Genomic DNA, 19,138 nt, shown 5'->3' on the forward strand with positions numbered 1-19,138 from the left:
TCGCGGAGTTCCTGATAGTGTTTTGCCCTTGTATCCATGGCACTGGTTAGTGCTTTTGCATCAAGTATCTTGCCCAGAAAGGTTCACTCCCTTTTCAAATAAGTATGTTTATTTTAACAATATAAAAAATTGTAATGAATAGGAAAAAAGTAGTGAGTGCTAGAGCTCTAAATACTAGATTGGTCAACACACTGCTGAAGTAATTTGACCTTTCCATCCTGGCAAAAAGCGAGATGCCGGCGAAGGTCCTGGGTTTTATGAAATTGATGAGCATGACAACAACAAAGGTCCTTTTGAAAGTAAAAAGGACTATGTGGTATTCAACAACATTCTCATGTTCGAAGTGAATAAATATAAAAAGTAAATAACATCAAAGCCATCTAGTCAAACTAGGTGGCTTTTGCGTTTGTTCGACAGTTTTCACCAATTTTAAGGCAAATTTAAGCTTCCATTTCATTTCAATTACATTAAATCTTTGTTACAATAAGACAGCTTTGCCCGAAGACACGTTCATACTTTGGACATCTTTTTTTCATCAATTCTTAAAATTTTTATGTTTTGATATGAAACTCTTTTGATGATCCATGCGTCTTTATAAGTGTCAAAAGAAAAGAGGTTATCAATATGCTATTCAAAAAGCTATCAGAAAATAAGTCTGTAAAATGGATAGGATATACAAGCTTTTACTTACTTATTTTGCTATTATTGTTCTTTATTTACGGATTCCATACAGCAAATACGGGATCATTCATTTACAACGATTTTTAATTGGAGATTAAACTATGAAACTATTACACACGATTCATGAATACCAACAAACGAAACCGACACAGCCAGCATTTGTTTCTCAACATGCTTCGATCACATATGATGAGCTTTGGCGTCTATCAGACCAAATGGCTGGTGCGATTGATACAGTCGCAACTGACAGTGCACCTGTCATTGTCTACGGTCATATGGAGCCAGAGATGCTGATTTCTTTCTTAGGCACTGTGAAATCAGGCAGACCCTATATTCCGGTCGACATTTCAATACCTGCTGAACGTATCGTCTCAATTATTGAAAGCTCAAAAGCGAGTCTATTGATTTGTGCAAATGAGCAGAATGTATTAGATGTAGAAGAACACATTGAAGTAAAGAGTGCGGCATCGCTGTTATCGCTTGAAAAAGAAGCACCGCCATCCACGCAGTGGGTTCAACAAGATGATGTTTTCTACATTATTTATACGTCTGGCAGTACCGGAAAACCGAAAGGCGTTCAGGTAACAGCCAGCAATTTAGAAAGCTTTACAGAGTGGATGTGCAGAGACTTCCCAATTGGTGAGGGGCGCACATTCTTAAATCAAGCACCATTTTCTTTTGACTTATCAGTGATGGATCTATATCCAGCGCTTCAATCAGGCGGCACGCTGTACTGTTTAGTGAAAGATCTTGTGAATAAGCCAAAGGATATGTTTGCAGCGCTTGGTCAATCTGACGTTGAAGTGTGGACATCAACACCTTCCTTTGTCCAAATGTGCTTAATGGATCCTTCCTTTACAGGGGAGCTTTTACCAGAGTTGAAAGTTTTCTTGTTCTGCGGAGAGGCACTTCCTGTCTCTGTAGCAAGCGCGCTTCTTGAGCGTTTTCCTAAGGCGCAGGTCTTTAATACGTATGGTCCAACTGAAGCAACTGTTGCAATTACATCGATTGAAGTCACGCAGGAGATTCTTGATCAGCACGATTCTTTACCAGTGGGTTATGCCAAACCGGATACAGAAATCGTCATATTAGATGAAGAAGGCAAGACACTCCCTGATGGGGAAAAAGGGGAAATTGTCATCGTGGGGCCAAGCGTCACGAGAGGCTACTTAGGTGAACAAGCCTTAACGGATAAAGTGTTCTTTGAATACGAAGGACGCCCTGCTTACCGCACAGGTGACGCAGGTGTGGCGCAGGATGGTTTGATTACGTGCCACGGTCGTCTGGACTATCAAATTAAGCTACATGGATACCGGATGGAGCTTGAAGAAATTGAATATCATGTGAGCGAGACAACGTATGTCAATGCTTGTGTGATTGTGCCATTCCAGCCAAACGGTCATGTGGAGTACTTGATTGCAGCCATTGTTCCAGCAGCGCATTCCTTTGAAAAAGAATATCAGCTGACAAGTGCGATTAAGAAAGAAATGGCGGATTCACTTCCTGCGTACATGATTCCAAGAAAGTTTGTTTATCTTGAGCAGCTGTACATGACGCCAAACGGGAAGGTTGACCGTAAAAGAATCGCGAAAGAGGTTCTTCTATGATCCCGTTTAGTTCATTCTTTTTCTTCATTCTAATTGGTATTCTTCTTTTGCCGACGATGATTCTTGGTCTACGCGGCAAAAGAATGCAGGGCTACAACATGTTTGCAACGGTTGTGGCACTCGCGCTTATTTTCTCAAAGGATGCACATGGCGCTTTGTTGCTGTTCTTGTTTACAGTGTGGCAAGTCTTGATCATCCGCCTATACCTTGCGTACCGGCTGAAGGCGAACCGTGCGTCTGTCTTCTATATGGCAGTGGTGGCATCGATTTTGCCGCTTGTACTATCAAAGGTTTTACCGTTCTTTTTAACTCATCAGCCGCATCAACCGCCGCCAATGAACTGGCTGAGCTTTTTGGGGATCTCGTACTTAACATTTAAAGGTGTTCAGCTAGTTATCGAGACAAGAGACGGCTTGATTAAAAAGAAAATCCCGATTCACCGTTTGGTCTATTTCATCGTCTTTTTCCCGACGATTTCATCAGGTCCAATCGATCGTTATCGCCGGTTTGAAAAGGATATGGATACACCGCATGAAAAAGAAGCGTACAGTGACCTTCTATATGCAGGGATTCATAAAATTTTTATTGGGTTCTTATATAAGTTCATTATTGGTTATCTCATTCACACATATATTCTCATGAATATTCATCACATTAGTAGCAGTCACTTTGTTCAACAGTTAACGTATATGTATGCGTACAGTATGTATTTGTTCTTTGACTTTGCTGGATATACAGCATTTGCTGTAGGTGTGAGTTATATCATGGGCATTAAATCACCAGAAAACTTTAATAAACCGTTTATCAGCCGTAATATTAAAGACTTCTGGAATCGCTGGCACATGTCGCTATCCTTCTGGTTCAGAGATTATGTGTTTATGAGATTTGTGTTCTTTATGACAAAGAAGAAGTGGATCAAGAACCGAATGGCTGTATCAAATATTGGGTACTTTGTCCTCTTTCTATTGATGGGTGCTTGGCATGGTCTCGCCCTTCAATACATTATTTACGGACTATACCATGCAGTTGTGATGTCCGGTTACAATTTATTTGAGAAGTGGAATAAAAAGCACAAGTGGTGGCCGGATAATAAGGTCACAATGGTAGTGTCGATCATTATTACATTCCATGTGATTTGTTTCGGATTTTATATTTTTTCAGGAAAACCATTTCATCATTAATGATTAAGGGAGTAGAGAATTATGGAATTTAAAAATCAAGTATACGGTATTATTGCAGAAGTTTGTCAGGACGACGTTGTGAAAGAAAATCCAGAGATTGCAATTTTTGACGAAGGCCTTCTAGATTCATTTGGTACAGTAGAACTACTTATGGCAATTGAAAGTCAACTTGGAATTACTGTTCCGATTACAGAGTTTGATCGTGATGTGTGGGATACACCGAATCACATTGCTGAGCAGCTGGCAGAGATGAAGTAATGAAAAAGCGTTTTTTTGGGCCGCTTATTTTAGCGGCTGTTCTATTCATTGGTGTTCTTCTTGTACCAAATGCATGGCTCTCACATCTGATCCCAAAAGACAAATTACAAAAGTCAGCCACAGAATTAGATCCAGGGATGTTCCAAGGGCTTTATTTACAAGATGAAATGCTAAAAGATCCAACTTATTTACCGATCTATGGATCTTCTGAACTATCCCGTTTTGATCCATATCACCCTTCGAATTTCTTTCATGAAAATCCTCAAGGGTTTACACCTTATCTTGTTGGAAAAGGTGGATCGCAATCATTAATTCATGCCATGAACTTTGCAGCGCATATGAATGAATTAAAAGGGAAAAAGCTTGTGTTTATCGTGTCCCCGCAGTGGTTTGTCAAAGGGGGATCAGACGAGAATCACTTTGCTCCTAACTATTCAGCGCTTCAGGCGCTTGATCTTGCTTATAATAAAGAAATTGATCCAGCTGTGAAAAAAAAGCTCATCAAAAGAATCATGAAGTTTAAGGCAGTAAAGAACGACATGGTCATCACAGAGCTTTTTAAAGCAGAGCTTTCTGGGAACAAATTCGCTTATGGCGCGATTTCTCCTATTGCAAAAATGTATTATGGCATGCTTCAAAAGAAAGACATGTACTATACGATCGGGTCTGGGCATGAGCGCAAGCATCGTCCGTCTCCTTCAGTGAAAGGGAAAACATGGACTGAGCTTGAAAAAGAAGCGAGCGTCTTAGGATCCGAAAAAGCAGGGGACAACCCGTTTTATATTGATCAGAGACTGTTTGATCGTAAGCTGAAGCCGATCATGAAAAAGATGAAGGATTCTCGTCGTGACAATTCTTATGCAGCATCACCTGAATATAAAGATTTCCAGATCATGCTGGATATTTTAAAACAGGCAGGGGCGAAGCCTTTATTTGTGACGATTCCCGTCAACGGAAAATGGTATGATTACACTGGTTTTCCGAAAGAGGGGCGTACAGATTATTATCAAAAAATCAATCGTCAAATTCGAGATAATGGGTATGAAGTCGCAGATTTGACTTCGCATGAGTATGACCCATATTTCTTTAAGGATACGATTCATGTGTCGTATAAAGGATGGGTATACATCGATAAGGCGATCGAAAAATTTTACAAAGAGCAGTAGAACGCAGCAGCTTTCTGCTGCTTTTTGTTTGTCGAATGAGTGGATTTCTTGTATAAATAAGGTGGAAGGGCTATGCTGAATATGGAGGCGATACGATGAATCGTTCTGAGAAAAAAGAACTATTAAAGCGTTCAAAGAAGCATTTTAATGATCATGCCTTTTGGGAAAAGTTAAAAAAGACGGCACAAAAAGCTGGAGTTTCTCTTGTTTATGCTGTGTTATTACTTTATTATACATTGCAAAAACCCGAAGTACCGGTTAAAGCGAAGACCCTCATCATTGGGGCGCTAGGGTACTTTATCCTTCCGATTGACCTGATCCCTGATACATTGGTGGGGATCGGCTACACAGATGATCTAGGCGCCATCACATTTGCTCTGCTTCAAGTCGCAATGTACATTGATGACGATGTCAAGGGAAAAGCGAAAGACAGGCTGGGAAAATGGTTCGGTGAAAAAAGCGATACGTCTTTCATTGATCAAAAGCTTGAAGATGGCGGTATGCCGTCTGCTTAAAGAAAAGCCTCCTAAACAGGGGCTTCAGCGTGCAGACAAACCCTCGCATTCTTTGTCAGTCCTGCGCTCCGGTACTTGTTCTTCCTAGACTTCAAGGTTTTTCAACTACGCTGAAAAAAAGACAAAGGGCTAAAATAAAGTTCATTTTAGCCCTTTGTCAACAATCTATTGCCTCCTAAACGGAGGTTTTTTTCATTATCCTAAAAATTTCACGCAAACCGGATGCGGAACGGTGATGTCTGATTGTAAGACAGTGAGTCGTCCCGTTTCCTTGTCACGTTTGTATAACACAAGGGTGCTAGATTCTTGGTTTGAGCCGACGAGAAATTCTTCTGTTGGATCAAGGACAAAGTCTCTAGGCCAATTTCCTTCAGATGAAGCAATGTCGACAAGGCTTAGTTTGCCATCATGATCTGCTTTGAAAATGGCAATGCTGTCATGTCCACGATTTCCTGCATACACAAATTGACCGTCAGAAGACACATGAATGGCGCTGCCTTGATTATTCTCTGTGAAGTCATTAGGAATGGTTGCGATCGTTTGGATCTCTTCGAAATGACCATCTTCAAAGTAACGAAGCACAATGACCTCTGAGCTGAGCTCTGTCATCACATAGGCCACAGGTTTCGTTGGGTGGAATGTGATATGACGAGGGCCGCTGCCTGGTTTTGTTTCAAATGTATGGGCAAGCTCAAGTTTGCCGTTTTCTTTCTTATACGTATAAATTCCGTCTGTGCCAAGGTCAACAGCCACTGCAAATTGTTCATCAGGTGTCAAACCCATAAAGTGAGTGTGCGGTTTTTCTTGACGGTCTTCGTTTGGTCCAGTGCCTTCATGCTGCGCTTGTGACAGCGTGCGGATCACTGAGCCGTTTTCAGCATCAATTTCGTACATCTCTGCTGTTCCTTTATGATAGTTTGCTGTAAACGCCGTTTTCGTTTGGCTGTCCACGCTGACGTGACAAGGAGAAGCCCCATCGGCAAGCTCTTGGTTGATGAAACGAAGTGCGCCGGTGTCGGCATCAATTTGATACGCAGCAAGCCCGCCCTGTGCTCCTTCTTTCACAACAGCATACACAAACTTTTGAGAATCTGAGACAGTTAAATATGTAGGATTTTCAAGTTCGGCAGCCACTTCTACTTGTTCAATCTGCTGCTTGTCCGTATTTAAAGTAAAAGAATAGATTCCTTTGCTGTCTCCCTTTGTATACGTTCCGATATAACCTCTGATGTTAGCCATGTATTGCCCTCCTTCTATTAGATGCTCTCATTCTATCACAAATTCATAGGAAAACGCTTTAGAAAGGCATGCTGAAGGAAAAAACAAACGCAATGAAATCTCACAATATTCTTCAAAAACCATGTGAAAAAATATCACAAAAGCTTGTTCAAAAGAAAACCGTTCATGTAGAGTAAATAAATTGAAGAAAAAATACAAAAAATTTTAAGTTTTTTCATTCCTTGTCTAGCAAAGGTGTAAGCGTATACATTTTATTTTGATTAGTCTAAATTGTCTAATAATTTTAAAAATGCTGTTGACACTGTATGGAAAGCGGCGTAAGATGGGTTCAACAAAAGCAAACAGACACGCAGAGTAAGCGTGAGACACTTCAATATAAAGTGTCTGAAAATTCAACTACTTTTTGTTTGAAAGAGAGGGTGCTCACTGAAGATGGAAGACCAAAAGGAACAGTGGATCTTTTTAAACGATGAACTCGTGAAAAAAGAGGATGCGAAAATTTCAGTTTATGATCATGGCTTCTTATATGGTGACGGTGTGTTCGAAGGAATACGTGTATATAACGGAAATATCTTTCGAATGAAAGAACACTTAGATCGCCTGTATGATTCCGCTAGATCGATTATGCTGAACATTCCATATTCACTTGAGGAGCTCACTGAAAAAATGATTCATACAGTTGAAAGGAACGGCCTAAAAGATGCCTATATCCGCCTTGTTGTCTCAAGAGGAGCCGGTGATCTTGGCTTAGATCCAAACAACTGCGGGAGAGCCAACACAGTGATCATTGTAGAGCCGCTGGCCATCTTTCCAAAGCACCTATATGAAACAGGTATTGATATTGTGACAGTACCGACAAGGCGAAATCGTCCTGACGTACTAAGTCCAAAAGTGAAATCATTAAACTATTTGAATAACATTCTTGTCCGAATCGAAGCCCATATGGCCGGTGTGAGTGAAGCGCTGATGCTGAACGATCAAGGGTACGTGGCAGAAGGTTCTGCAGACAATGTGTTTATTTATAAAAAAGGTAAGCTCTATACACCGCCAGGTTATATCGGCGCTCTTGAAGGCATCACAAGAAATGCCATCATGGAGATTGCAGAAGACTTAGGCTACGAAGTGAAAGAAGAACCTTTCACAAGACATGATGTGTATACAGCTGAAGAAGTCTTCCTGACAGGAACCGCTGCCGAAGTCATTGCTGTTGTAAAAGTTGACGGTCGTATCATTGGCGAAGGAAAGCCAGGGTTCCACACAAACAAACTTCTTGAACAATTCCGCGAGCGAGTCGTTGAAGAAGGAGAAAAAGTAGTCTTTACCGATGAGAACATTCACGCAAGCTAAATAGATATCGATAAACGTTGAAGAGGACTAGTAGCTTTAGAGTCAGTATCTACAGAGAGCCGGTGCTAGCTGGAAACCGGTGTTACTTTCTAAAGTGAACTCACCTCTGAGTGTCTGCTTGAAATGATAGTAGGGCAGACCGAGTGACATTGCATCACTCGTTACCAAAATGGATGAAAGATGTCCATGAGACGGCAGCATGATTTGCCGTGAACAAGGGTGGTACCGCGAAAAACAAAGCTTTTTCGCCCCTTTGACCTAGTGAAAAGTAGTGTCATTGTGGGGTGAGAAGGCTTTTTTATATGGTCTCATATCTCTATCTTGAATGGAAAAGGGTGAAAGGACTTGACTGAAGCAAGACAAAGAGGAGGAAATCAAATGGGGACAAATGTACAAATGGAGACGGAAAAATCAAATGCACCACAAACGATGAACGGTGCACTCATGTTAATTGAAGCACTCAAAAGAGAAAAAGTAGAAGTCATTTTTGGTTATCCTGGCGGAGCCGTTTTACCGATCTACGATAAAATTTACGATTCTGGTTTATTTCATGTCCTGCCAAGACATGAGCAAGGAGCGATTCACGCAGCGGAGGGATACGCAAGAGTATCTGGTAAACCAGGCGTTGTTATTGCCACATCAGGACCGGGGGCAACCAACCTAGTCACAGGAATTGCAGATGCGATGATTGATTCACTACCTATGGTTATCTTCACTGGACAGGTGGCAACCTCAGTCATTGGATCAGATGCTTTCCAAGAAGCAGATGTACTTGGTATCACAATGCCAATCACAAAACACAGCTATCAAGTGAGACGTCCAGAAGAGTTACCGGGTGTCATTAAAGAGGCATTTCACATCGCAACAACCGGCAGACCTGGTCCAGTCTTGATTGATATTCCAAAAGATGTCGCTGGCATTGAAGGGACATTTGAATACGATCAGCCAATCGACTTGCCTGGTTATCAGCCGAAAATTGAGCCGAATTATTTGCAAATTCGCAAGTTAGTAGAAGCTGTAAGCAGAGCAAAGAAACCAGTTATTCTAGCAGGAGCTGGCGTTCTTCACGGCAAAGCGTCGGAAGAATTAAGGCAATATGTAGAGCAGCAGCAAATCCCTGTCGCTCATACATTGCTTGGGCTTGGTGGATTCCCAGCAAAGCATCCTCTTTTCCTAGGAATGGCGGGTATGCACGGCACATATGCAGCGAACATGGCACTACATCAATGTGACTTACTCATTTCAATCGGAGCGAGATTTGATGACAGGGTAACCGGCAACCTCAATCATTTTGCAAAGCATGCGAAGGTGGCTCATATTGACATCGACCCAGCAGAAATTGGTAAAAACATTCACACCCATATCCCAGTTGTTGGTGACAGTAAGCTAGTGCTTCAAGAACTGATCAAACAGGACGGGAAACAAGGTGAATCAGACGAGTGGAAGAGCCAGCTAAATCAGTGGAGGGAAGAATATCCACTCTGGTACGTTGAAAACGAAGCTGAAGGTTTTAAACCTCAAAAGCTGATTGAATACATTCATCAATTCACAAAAGGTGAAGCCATTGTGGCAACTGATGTCGGACAGCACCAAATGTGGGCTGCACAGTTCTATCCATTTGAAAATGCCGATAAATGGGTGACATCTGGTGGGCTTGGCACAATGGGATTTGGTTTACCGGCAGCGATTGGCGCGCAGCTAGCTGATCAAGAGGCAACGGTTGTAGCGATTTTAGGAGACGGAGGTTTCCAAATGACCCTGCAAGAACTTGCCGTTATCCGTGAGCTGAACCTTCCAGTGAAAGTGATTGTTCTCAATAATCACAGTCTTGGAATGGTAAGACAATGGCAAGAAATTTTTTACGAAGAACGCTACTCACATTCTAAATTTTCAGAGCAGCCAGACTTCGTGAAATTATCTGAAGCTTATGGCATTAAAGGGATCAGAATCTCATCAGACGAAGAGGCGCAAGAAAAGCTAGAAGAAGCATTAACGTCTAGAGAGCCTGTTTTCATCGATGTCAATGTAGCGAGAGATGAGAAAGTATTCCCGATGGTAGCACCGGGGAAAGGACTTCATGAGATGGTGGGGGTGAAACCTTGAAAAGAATTATTGTGTTGACTGTATTAAATCGATCAGGCGTACTGAACAGAATCACAGGCCTTTTTACGAAAAGACACTACAACATTGAAAGCATTACGGTCGGCCATTCTGAGATTCAAGATGTATCACGCATCACGTTCGTCGTCCATGTAGACCAGGAGAAAGACATCGAACAGCTGACAAAACAGCTGAACAAACAAATCGATGTTCTGAAAGTAACAGACATTACAAACCAATCAATCGTTCAGCGAGAGCTGGCTTTGATAAAAGTCGTATCTGCACCAGCATCTAGAATGGAGATCACGGGTGTCATTGAACCGTTTAGAGCTTCTATTGTAGATGTGAGCAGAGAAAGTGTCGTCATTCAGGTGACAGGTGAGTCTTCAAAAATTGAAGCACTCATTGAATTACTTAAGCCATACGGCATTAAAGAAGTCGCCAGAACTGGCACCACGGCCTTTGCGAGAGATAATCAGCAAAAGCCGCAAACAAATAAAACAATTTCAATTGTCTAAACAAAAGGAGAGAGTCAAATGGTAAAAGTATATTATAACGGTGATATTCAAGAAAACGTATTAAACGGTCAAAAGGTAGCTATCATTGGTTACGGATCACAAGGTCATGCACATGCATTGAACTTAAAAGAGAGCGGCGTAGATGTCATTGTCGGCGTAAGAAAAGGCGGATCTTATACAAAAGCACAAGAAGACGGTCATCAAGTATTCACAGTAAAAGAAGCAGCAGCACAAGCAGATGTCGTCATGGTATTACTTCCAGATGAGCAGCAAAAGAAAGTATATGATGAAGAAATCAAAGATCAATTAGAAGCAGGTAACTCACTTGTATTCGCACACGGATTCAACGTTCACTTCCATCAAATTGTTCCTCCAAGTGACGTAGATGTGTATCTTGTGGCTCCAAAAGGTCCAGGACATCTTGTCAGAAGAACATATGAGCAAGGCGCTGGTGTACCTGCACTATTTGCTATCTATCAAGACGTATCTGGTCAAGCGAAAGACAAAGCACTTGCTTATGCAAAAGCAATCGGTGGAGCAAGAGCGGGCGTTCTTGAAACAACATTTAAAGAAGAAACAGAAACGGATCTATTCGGTGAGCAGGCAGTTCTTTGTGGAGGTCTTACTTCATTAGTAAAAGCAGGTTTTGAAACATTAACAGAAGCTGGTTATCAGCCAGAGCTTGCATACTTCGAGTGTCTGCATGAACTGAAATTGATCGTTGACCTTATGTATGAAGAAGGATTAGAAGGTATGAGATATTCAATCTCTGATACAGCGCAATGGGGTGACTTCGTATCAGGACCACGCGTTGTGGATGCAAAAGTAAAAGAATCAATGAAAGCAGTCTTGACTGACATCCAAAACGGAACATTCGCGAAAGAATGGATTGTTGAAAACCAAGTGAATCGTCCACGTTTCAATGCAATCAATGCAAATGAAAATGAGCACCAAATTGAAATCGTCGGAAGAAAGCTTCGTGAAATGATGCCTTTCGTTAAACAAGGAAAGAAAAAGGAAGCGGTGAGCGTCGGTGCGAAAAATTAATTTTTTTGACACAACACTTCGAGATGGAGAGCAATCACCAGGAGTGAACTTAAATGCACAAGAAAAGCTAATCATTGCTAAGCAGCTTGAGCGCCTTGGGGTTAATATTATTGAAGCGGGTTTTCCCGCTTCATCCCGAGGGGATTTCTTAGGCGTACAAGAAATTGCAAGAACGATTAAGAACTGTTCAGTTGCAGGACTTGCACGATGTGTGAAAGGTGACATTGATGCTGCATGGGACGCATTAAAAGATGGAGCTCAACCAAGAATACACGTCTTTATTGCGACTTCTGACATTCACCTCAAGCATAAACTAAAGAAAACACGAGAAGAAGTGGTTGAACAAGCTGTTTCAATGGTGAAATATGCGAAAGAGCGCTTCCCAGTTGTTCAGTGGTCAGCAGAAGATGCATGCCGGACAGATCTTTCTTTCCTAGCAGAAATTGTAGAAAAAGTGATCGACGCAGGCGCAAGTGTCATTAACTTACCTGACACTGTTGGATACCTAGCACCAAAAGAGTACGGAAATATCTTTAAATATATGAAGGAACACGTTCCAAATATCGATCAAGTCATCTTGTCAGCACACTGTCATGATGATTTAGGAATGGCTGTAGCGAACTCACTTGCTGCCATTGAAAACGGAGCAGATCAAATTGAAACAGCTGTCAACGGTATTGGAGAGCGCGCAGGAAATGCTGCTTTAGAAGAAATTGCAGTTGCCCTTCATATTCGCAAAGACTTTTACCAAGTCGAATCAACCATTCAGTTGAATGAAATTAAGCGCACAAGTGATGTAGTGAGCAAATACTCAGGTATGATTGTACCGCGTAATAAAGCAGTCGTTGGAAACAATGCATTTGCTCATGAATCAGGTATTCACCAAGATGGATTCCTCAAAGAAAAAACAACCTATGAAATTATCTCTCCAGAGCTTGTAGGCGTCACAACAGATGTGCTTGTCCTTGGTAAACACTCCGGAAGACACGCGTTTAAAGACCGCTTAAAAACACTCGGCTTTAAATTGACTGAAGAAGAAATCAATAAGTTCTTCGAAACGTTTAAGAACTTAACAGAGAAGAAGAAAGAAATCACAGATGATGATTTGATCTCTATTATATTAGAAGAAAAAGTAGCAGACCGGAAAATCGGCTATGAATTTGAAAGTCTTCAAGTTCACTATGGAACAGAGCAAATGCCGACAGCAACAGTCTCTCTTAAAAATCAAGAAACGCAGGAAGTCATTCAAGAAGCAGCTACAGGTGCAGGCAGTGTAGAAGCTGTGTACAACACGCTTGAGCGCTGTATGGAGGAAAGAATTCATTTGCTAGACTATCGCATTCAATCCAATGGAAAAGGCAGAGACGCACTAGCGGAAGTATATGTCACTGTTTCAATAGAAGGAAAAGAAACAGCAGGACGCGGTGTAGCGCAAGATGTGCTGGAAGCATCGGCTAAAGCTTACGTCAATGCAGTGAATAGACATTTAATCTTTAAATCAAACCTAATAGAAATTGAGAAACATCACGCCATCTCATAAGAAAGGAGGAAGGGACTCATGAAAAAGAAAATTGCACTTTTGCCCGGCGATGGAATCGGACCGGAAGTCGTCACATCAGCTGTCGCTGTCCTGAAAGAGACAGCGGCTCAATTTCAACACGAATTTGAATTCGAAACAGCTCTTATTGGCGGTATAGCGATAGATGAAAAAAACAATCCGCTCCCTAAAGAAACAGTAGAAGTGTGCAAAAGCGCAGATGCGATTTTATTAGGAGCCGTTGGCGGACCAAAGTGGGATCAAAACCCGCCAGAACTTCGCCCAGAAAAAGGCTTGCTCTCCATTCGCAAGCAGCTGGACTTATTTGCGAACATCCGCCCTGTCAAAGTATTTGATAGCTTGAGTGAGGCTTCACCGTTAAAACAAGATCACATTAGCGGAGTAGATTTCGTCATCGTTCGTGAATTAACTGGAGGCCTCTACTTTGGCGAACCAAGTGAGCGCTACACGGATGATGAAGGAAAAGAAGCTGCGGTTGATACACTTCTTTATACAAAGGAAGAGATTGTTCGTGTATTAAAAGAAGCGTTCGACATGGCATTAACGAGACGGAAAAAAGTAACGTCTGTGGATAAAGCAAATGTTCTCGCTTCGAGTAAACTATGGCGGGATGCGGTAGAAGAAGTTGCATCCCAATATCCAGATGTCGCATATGAGCACATGCTCGTCGATAATGCCGCGATGCAGCTGATTTATAAGCCCGCTCAATTTGATGTCATCGTGACAGAGAATATGTTTGGTGACATTTTAAGTGACGAAGCATCTATGATTACTGGCTCACTCGGCATGCTGCCATCTGCTAGTTTATCAAGCACCGGCCTTCATTTATATGAGCCGATTCATGGTTCAGCACCCGATATTGCGGGGCAAAATGTCGCAAACCCTCTGGCTACTATATTGTCAGCAGCCAGCTTGCTTAGAACATCCTTTGCTTTAGAAGAAGAAGCGGCTGCAATTGAAGCAGCTGTGGAAGCCGTTCTTGCCTCTGGCAAACGAACAAAGGACCTAGCATCAAAAGAGGGAACGTATGAAACGACTGATGATATCACGAAAGCCGTTGTAGATGCACTCAAACAACGTACGAAAACCATTGTATAAATAGAAATCTTGTTGAATTAGGTAGAGGGAGGAAAAAGGGTTATGCCTCGAACAATCATCGAAAAAATATGGGATCAGCATGTTGTCAAAAATGGCGAGGGAAAACCAGACCTTTTATATATTGATCTGCACTTGGTGCATGAGGTGACGTCACCTCAAGCATTTGAAGGATTAAGACAAAAAGGGCGCAAGGTGCGAAGACCACAAAACACATTTGCGACGATGGATCACAACATTCCGACTGTGAATCGATTTGTGATCAAAGATGAGATTGCGAAGAAGCAAGTCAGTGCTCTAGAGCGCAACTGTGCTGAATTCGGGGTCCGTCTAGCTGACCTTCACAGTGTAGACCAAGGAATTGTTCATGTCGTTGGACCAGAGCTTGGTTTAACACTTCCGGGGAAAACAATCGTGTGTGGAGATAGTCATACATCTACTCATGGCGCATTTGGTGCACTTGCCTTTGGGATTGGCACAAGTGAGGTTGAGCATGTGCTTTCCACACAAACACTTTGGCAGCAGCGTCCGAAGACACTAGAAATTAGAGTAGACGGAACGCTTCAAAAAGGGGTAACAGCCAAAGATGTCATTTTAGCAGTCATTGGCGCACATGGCGTGAAGTTCGGTTCAGGTTATGTCATTGAATACACTGGGGAAGTATTCAGAAACATGTCAATGGATGAGCGGATGACCGTTTGTAATATGTCAATTGAAGCAGGCGCAAGAGCAGGATTGATCGCACCTGATGAAGTGACCTTTGAATATTGCCGCGGACGCAAATACGCACCGCAGGGTGAAGATTTCGAAGCAGCGATAAAAGAATGGAAAGAACTAAGAACAGATCCGGGTGCGACCTATGATAAAACCATTGTTTTAGATGGAAATCATATTTCACCAATGGTCACGTGGGGAATTAACCCAGGAATGGTGCTCCCTGTGGATGCAGCAATTCCAGGACCTGAAGATTTTGCACAAGAAGATGACCAAAAAGAAGCAAAACGTGCTTATGAATACATGGGGGTTCACCCACATCAGCGTATTGAAGATATTACGATTGAGCATGTGTTTATTGGCTCATGTACGAACTCAAGAATGACTGATTTACGCCAAGCCGCTTCTATGATTGAAGGACAAAAAGTAGCTGATCATGTCAGAGCGATTGTGGTTCCCGGCTCACAAAGTGTCAAACTGCAAGCAGAAGAAGAAGGTCTTCATAAAATTTTCCTAGAAGCAGGATTTGAATGGAGAGAATCTGGCTGTAGTATGTGCCTCAGCATGAATAACGATGTGGTGCCAGAAGGTGAACGCTGTGCATCCACATCAAACCGTAACTTTGAGGGACGTCAAGGGAAGGGTGCAAGAACGCATCTTGTCAGCCCGGCAATGGCTGCAATGGCTGCCATACATGGCCGATTTGTCGATGTCAGGAAGTTTAATCAAGAGAAAACAGTCGTGTAAGGAGTTGTGTCATAGATGGAGCCTTTAGTCACTCATAAAGGAAAAGCCGCTGTGCTTAACCGTATAAATGTAGATACAGATCAAATCATTCCGAAACAGTTTTTGAAAAGAATCGAACGAACAGGATATGGCCGATTTGCCTTTTTTGACTGGCGATATTTAGCAGATGGTAGTCCGAATCCAGATTTTGAACTCAATCAGCCGATTTATGAAGGAGCCTCTATTTTGATCGCAGGCGAAAACTTTGGCTGCGGGTCATCAAGGGAACATGCGCCTTGGGCGCTTGATGATTATGGTTTCAAAATTGTCATTGCCCCATCTTTCGCCGATATTTTTCATCAAAACTGTTTTAAAAACGGGATGCTTCCAATTCGTCTTGATTATGATGTGTGGAAAACGTTTGCTGCATCATATGAAAACAAAGGATATGAAATGACAGTTGATCTGGAAAAACAACAGATTCAAGACCATGAAGGGAATGTTACTCCTTTCGATGTAGATCCACACTGGAGAGAAATGCTCCTGAATGGCTATGATGAGATTTCATTAACATTGTTACTAGAAGATGAGATTCAAGCATTTGAAGAAAAACGTAGCAGCTGGCTGCGTGCATAAACAACGAGAAGCCGTCCCCGTGGTGTGACGGCTTCTTTTTTGCATGAAAACCTCTCGTTACTTGTGTTTACTAACCTTCGTTGGTAAACTGATAAAAAATATGCGCCCGAAAGGAACGTAAGCATGAAACATGACAAGAAGAAAGATAATGTCATTTTGTTTCCTGGTCTGAAAGAAAGACTGATTGAAAAAGGAATGGCAGCATTAAAAGATAAACAGTATCAAGAGGCGCTTCACTTATTTTCAGAAGCGAAATCGTATGATGACGATGAAGAATCCGATATTCATCTCGGTATGGCGATTTGTTTTCTAGAGCTTGGTGAGCTGCAGGATGCAAAGCGAGTCTGTGAAAAGATGCTACATGAAGGATATGGCCACTATTTCACTGTGCTTCAAGTATATATGACCATCTTAATTCAGCTGAAAGAGTACGAGGAAGTCAAACAAACAATTGAGGCTGTCCTTGAAGAAAATCACCTTCCAGCAGAAAGCGCGGAGCATTTTTATAAACTGCTTGAATTTAGCAGAAAGATGATTGAATCACCAGAAGAGATTTTAGATGAAGACGAGGAAGGCAGCGGAGAAATCAATATAGATGAAATGCTCGAGCGGCCAGAAGAGCAGGTGCAGTTCATCCATTCGCTGAAAGACCGAAACATCACGCCGCATATGGGTCTATTAAATACGATCCTACAAAAGCCTGATGGAAACCCTTTGGTCAAATCATTGATCCTGCAACTTCTGTCAGATCATGATGTGGCAAAGCCGGTTCATGTGACGAAGTTCGGTGATTCTTTAACGCTTGTTCCTTCTGGGGCTGTCAAGCCAGAGCAAATGCCACTGCTTCAGCAAGTCCTTCGAAAGCTCGATGACACTCTCGGCAATGAGAACCCAACCCTTTACCAAGGGGTTGAAGAGTTATGGCGCCGGCACTTATTTGTGCTATATCCATTTCTTCCTAAATATACGGATCCGAATCTTTGGGCTGCGGCACTTCATAAAGTCGGCTATGAAATGCATGGAATCGAGATTGACCTCGAAGAATTGCATTTATTGTATGATTTTAACGAACGAGAGCTGAGAGAAGCTTGTACAATGCTGAAAGATATTGAAGAAATTTCTTATTTGTAATTTGTCGATTTAGTTGAAAGACGGACTTGTTATGTTATAATATAATGGTTGTATTTGTGCATATATCGTGCGGTTGTAAGATTCCAACGGTTGAAAGACGTTATGTATAATCAAGTCAAATGTTGTATACATAAGACCGCTTCTTTAGCGGAGTGCGTGGTTTTTGATTGGACGAAGTCTTTATGATGCTTTAGAATGTAACAACGCACAATCTGAATAGATTTTTGGAGGGAAACACACATGTCAGTAAAATGGGAAAAACAAGAAGGTAACGAAGGTGTCTTAACAGTAGAAGTTGACGCTGAAACATTTAACAAAGCACTTGATGATGCATTTAAGAAAGTAGTTAAGCAAGTATCAATCCCTGGATTCCGTAAAGGGAAAGTACCACGTGGTCTTTTCGAGCAGCGTTTTGGAGTAGAATCTCTTTATCAAGATGCACTAGATATTCTTCTTCCAGTTGAATATCCGAAAGCAATCGACGAAGCTGGTATCGAGCCGGTTGACCGCCCTGAAATCGATGTTGAGAAAATCGAAAAAGGCGAAAGCTTAATCTTCACTGCAAAAGTAACAGTGAAGCCAGAAGTAAAACTTGGTGACTACAAAGGTCTTAACGTAGAAAAAGACGACACATCTGTATCTGATGAAGATGTCCAAGAAGAGTTAAAAGCTATGCAAAACCGTCAAGCTGAGCTTGTTGTCAAAGAAGAAGGCGCAATCGAAAACGGCGATACAGTTGTTCTAGATTTCGAAGGATTCGTTGATGGAGAAGCATTCGAAGGCGGAAAAGCTGAGAACTACTCTCTTGAAGTAGGTTCTGGTTCATTCATCCCTGGTTTCGAAGAGCAATTGGTTGGTCTTGAAGCAGGTGCAGAAAAAGACGTTGAAGTGACATTCCCAGAAGAATATCATGCTGAAGACCTTGCAGGTAAACCAGCTGTATTCAAAGTGAAAATTCATGAAATCAAAGCAAAAGAACTTCCAGCACTTGACGATGAGTTCGCTAAAGATGTTGATGAAGAAGTAGAAACGATTGCTGAATTAACTGAAAAAACGAAGAAACGTCTTGAAGAAGCAAAAGAAAACGAAGCAGAAGGCAAACTTCGTGAAGAACTAGTAGCAAAAGCTTCTGAAAATGCGGAAGTTGACGTTCCTCAAGCGATGGTTGACACTGAGCTAGACCGCATGATGAAAGAATTCGAACAACGTCTTCAAATGCAAGGGATGAACCTTGAGCTTTACTTCCAGTTCTCTGGACAAGATGAAGATGCGCTAAAAGAGCAAATGAAAGAAGATGCTGCTAAACGCGTAAAATCTAATCTTACTCTTGAAGCAATTGCTGCTGCAGAAGACCTACAAGTGTCTGATGAAGAAGTGGAAGAAGAACTTTCAAAAATGGCTGAAGCATACAACATGCCAGTTGAAAATATCAAACAAGCGATCGGTTCTACTGAAGCAATGAAAGAAGATTTAAAAGTTCGTAAAGCAATTGATTTTCTTGTAGAAAACCGTTAATATGGTGCATAATAATAAAACAGGGCGCGAGTGACTCGTGCCTTGTTTTGTACAATTTTTGACTTATCATCGCTTCTTTTGGAAACGATAGTGTAAGTCGCATC

The 19,138-nt window shown here is 41.8% G+C and carries 17 protein-coding genes, 1 pseudogene and 1 other annotated feature; of the genes and pseudogenes, 17 read left to right on the forward strand and 1 reads right to left on the reverse strand.

Translation table 11 applies throughout. The features are described from left to right. Positions 1 to 223: 223 nt before the first annotated feature. The 7 genes and pseudogenes from ACTJJQ_RS00225 to ACTJJQ_RS00255 all read left to right on the forward strand — a co-directional run. Positions 224 to 364: pseudogene (locus ACTJJQ_RS00225) on the forward strand (Kelch repeat-containing protein); the annotation flags it as partial. A 254-nt stretch (positions 365 to 618) separates the two neighbouring features. Then, positions 619 to 768 carry a teichoic acid D-Ala incorporation-associated protein DltX gene (locus tag ACTJJQ_RS00230; protein ID WP_024427820.1) on the forward strand — a complete coding sequence of 50 codons (150 nt, stop codon included), beginning with the start codon at positions 619 to 621 and terminating at the stop codon, positions 766 to 768. A 14-nt stretch (positions 769 to 782) separates the two neighbouring features. Then, positions 783 to 2,288, forward strand: a complete 1,506-nt coding sequence (gene dltA, locus ACTJJQ_RS00235; RefSeq protein ID WP_017367739.1) for a D-alanine--poly(phosphoribitol) ligase subunit DltA — start codon at positions 783 to 785, stop codon at positions 2,286 to 2,288. Next, on the forward strand, positions 2,285 to 3,469 hold the full coding sequence (gene dltB / locus ACTJJQ_RS00240; protein ID WP_440599854.1) for a D-alanyl-lipoteichoic acid biosynthesis protein DltB: 1,185 nt from the start codon (positions 2,285 to 2,287) through the stop codon (positions 3,467 to 3,469). The genes dltA and dltB overlap by 4 nt, the downstream gene beginning before the upstream one ends. Positions 3,470 to 3,490: 21 nt before the next feature. Then, the gene (gene dltC / locus ACTJJQ_RS00245; RefSeq protein WP_003216498.1) at positions 3,491 to 3,727 is read left to right on the forward strand and encodes a D-alanine--poly(phosphoribitol) ligase subunit 2; all 237 of its coding nucleotides are present in this window, start codon (positions 3,491 to 3,493) and stop codon (positions 3,725 to 3,727) included. Then, entirely contained in the window at positions 3,727 to 4,893 is a 1,167-nt protein-coding gene (dltD, locus tag ACTJJQ_RS00250) for a D-alanyl-lipoteichoic acid biosynthesis protein DltD (protein WP_048002087.1), read from the forward strand. The genes dltC and dltD overlap by 1 nt, the downstream gene beginning before the upstream one ends. A 95-nt stretch (positions 4,894 to 4,988) precedes the next feature. Then, entirely contained in the window at positions 4,989 to 5,408 is a 420-nt protein-coding gene (locus ACTJJQ_RS00255) for a YkvA family protein (RefSeq protein WP_008342863.1), read from the forward strand. Between the two features lie 195 nt (positions 5,409 to 5,603). On the opposite strand, the gene ACTJJQ_RS00260 is transcribed toward ACTJJQ_RS00255, so the two are convergent. Further along, entirely contained in the window at positions 5,604 to 6,647 is a 1,044-nt protein-coding gene (locus ACTJJQ_RS00260; RefSeq protein WP_193803779.1) for a lactonase family protein, read from the reverse strand. Positions 6,648 to 7,079: 432 nt separating this feature from the next. On the opposite strand from ACTJJQ_RS00260, the gene ilvE reads away from it, so the two are divergent. The 10 genes from ilvE to tig all read left to right on the forward strand — a co-directional run bounded on the left by ilvE (position 7,080) and on the right by tig (position 19,034). Further along, positions 7,080 to 7,994, forward strand: a complete 915-nt coding sequence (ilvE, locus tag ACTJJQ_RS00265; RefSeq protein ID WP_144610602.1) for a branched-chain-amino-acid transaminase — start codon at positions 7,080 to 7,082, stop codon at positions 7,992 to 7,994. A gap of 8 nt (positions 7,995 to 8,002) precedes the next feature. Beyond that, positions 8,003 to 8,250 (forward strand) — a binding site (T-box leader). A gap of 122 nt (positions 8,251 to 8,372) precedes the next feature. Continuing rightward, complete coding sequence (gene ilvB, locus ACTJJQ_RS00270; RefSeq protein ID WP_440599855.1) at positions 8,373 to 10,097, forward strand: acetolactate synthase large subunit; 1,725 nt, start codon at positions 8,373 to 8,375, stop codon at positions 10,095 to 10,097. Next, positions 10,094 to 10,612, forward strand: a complete 519-nt coding sequence (gene ilvN, locus ACTJJQ_RS00275) for an acetolactate synthase small subunit (protein WP_007501584.1) — start codon at positions 10,094 to 10,096, stop codon at positions 10,610 to 10,612. The genes ilvB and ilvN overlap by 4 nt, the downstream gene beginning before the upstream one ends. 18 nt (positions 10,613 to 10,630) lie before the next feature. Then, positions 10,631 to 11,659, forward strand: coding sequence for a ketol-acid reductoisomerase (ilvC, locus tag ACTJJQ_RS00280; RefSeq protein WP_007501581.1), 1,029 nt, complete (start codon positions 10,631 to 10,633; stop codon positions 11,657 to 11,659). Next, complete coding sequence (locus tag ACTJJQ_RS00285; RefSeq protein ID WP_008342850.1) at positions 11,646 to 13,199, forward strand: 2-isopropylmalate synthase; 1,554 nt, start codon at positions 11,646 to 11,648, stop codon at positions 13,197 to 13,199. Before ilvC ends, ACTJJQ_RS00285 begins: the two co-directional genes overlap by 14 nt. An 18-nt stretch (positions 13,200 to 13,217) precedes the next feature. Further along, a complete protein-coding gene (gene leuB / locus ACTJJQ_RS00290; protein ID WP_039166990.1) occupies positions 13,218 to 14,315 on the forward strand; it encodes a 3-isopropylmalate dehydrogenase in 1,098 nt (365 codons plus the stop codon). Positions 14,316 to 14,357: 42 nt separating this feature from the next. Continuing rightward, entirely contained in the window at positions 14,358 to 15,773 is a 1,416-nt protein-coding gene (gene leuC, locus ACTJJQ_RS00295; RefSeq protein WP_041090960.1) for a 3-isopropylmalate dehydratase large subunit, read from the forward strand. Positions 15,774 to 15,788: 15 nt separating this feature from the next. Then, positions 15,789 to 16,388, forward strand: coding sequence for a 3-isopropylmalate dehydratase small subunit (leuD, locus tag ACTJJQ_RS00300; RefSeq protein ID WP_008342843.1), 600 nt, complete (start codon positions 15,789 to 15,791; stop codon positions 16,386 to 16,388). 123 nt (positions 16,389 to 16,511) lie between these two features. Continuing rightward, positions 16,512 to 17,519: a DNA damage checkpoint antagonist DdcA gene (ddcA, locus tag ACTJJQ_RS00305; protein WP_035391221.1), complete on the forward strand. Its 1,008-nt coding sequence runs from the start codon at positions 16,512 to 16,514 to the stop codon at positions 17,517 to 17,519. A gap of 240 nt (positions 17,520 to 17,759) precedes the next feature. Next, positions 17,760 to 19,034, forward strand: coding sequence for a trigger factor (gene tig / locus ACTJJQ_RS00310; protein WP_017358146.1), 1,275 nt, complete (start codon positions 17,760 to 17,762; stop codon positions 19,032 to 19,034). Positions 19,035 to 19,138 lie beyond the last annotated feature (104 nt).

Source organism: Bacillus sp. 22483 (genome assembly GCF_052044605.1).
Taxonomy (GTDB): domain Bacteria; phylum Bacillota; class Bacilli; order Bacillales; family Bacillaceae; genus Bacillus; species Bacillus altitudinis.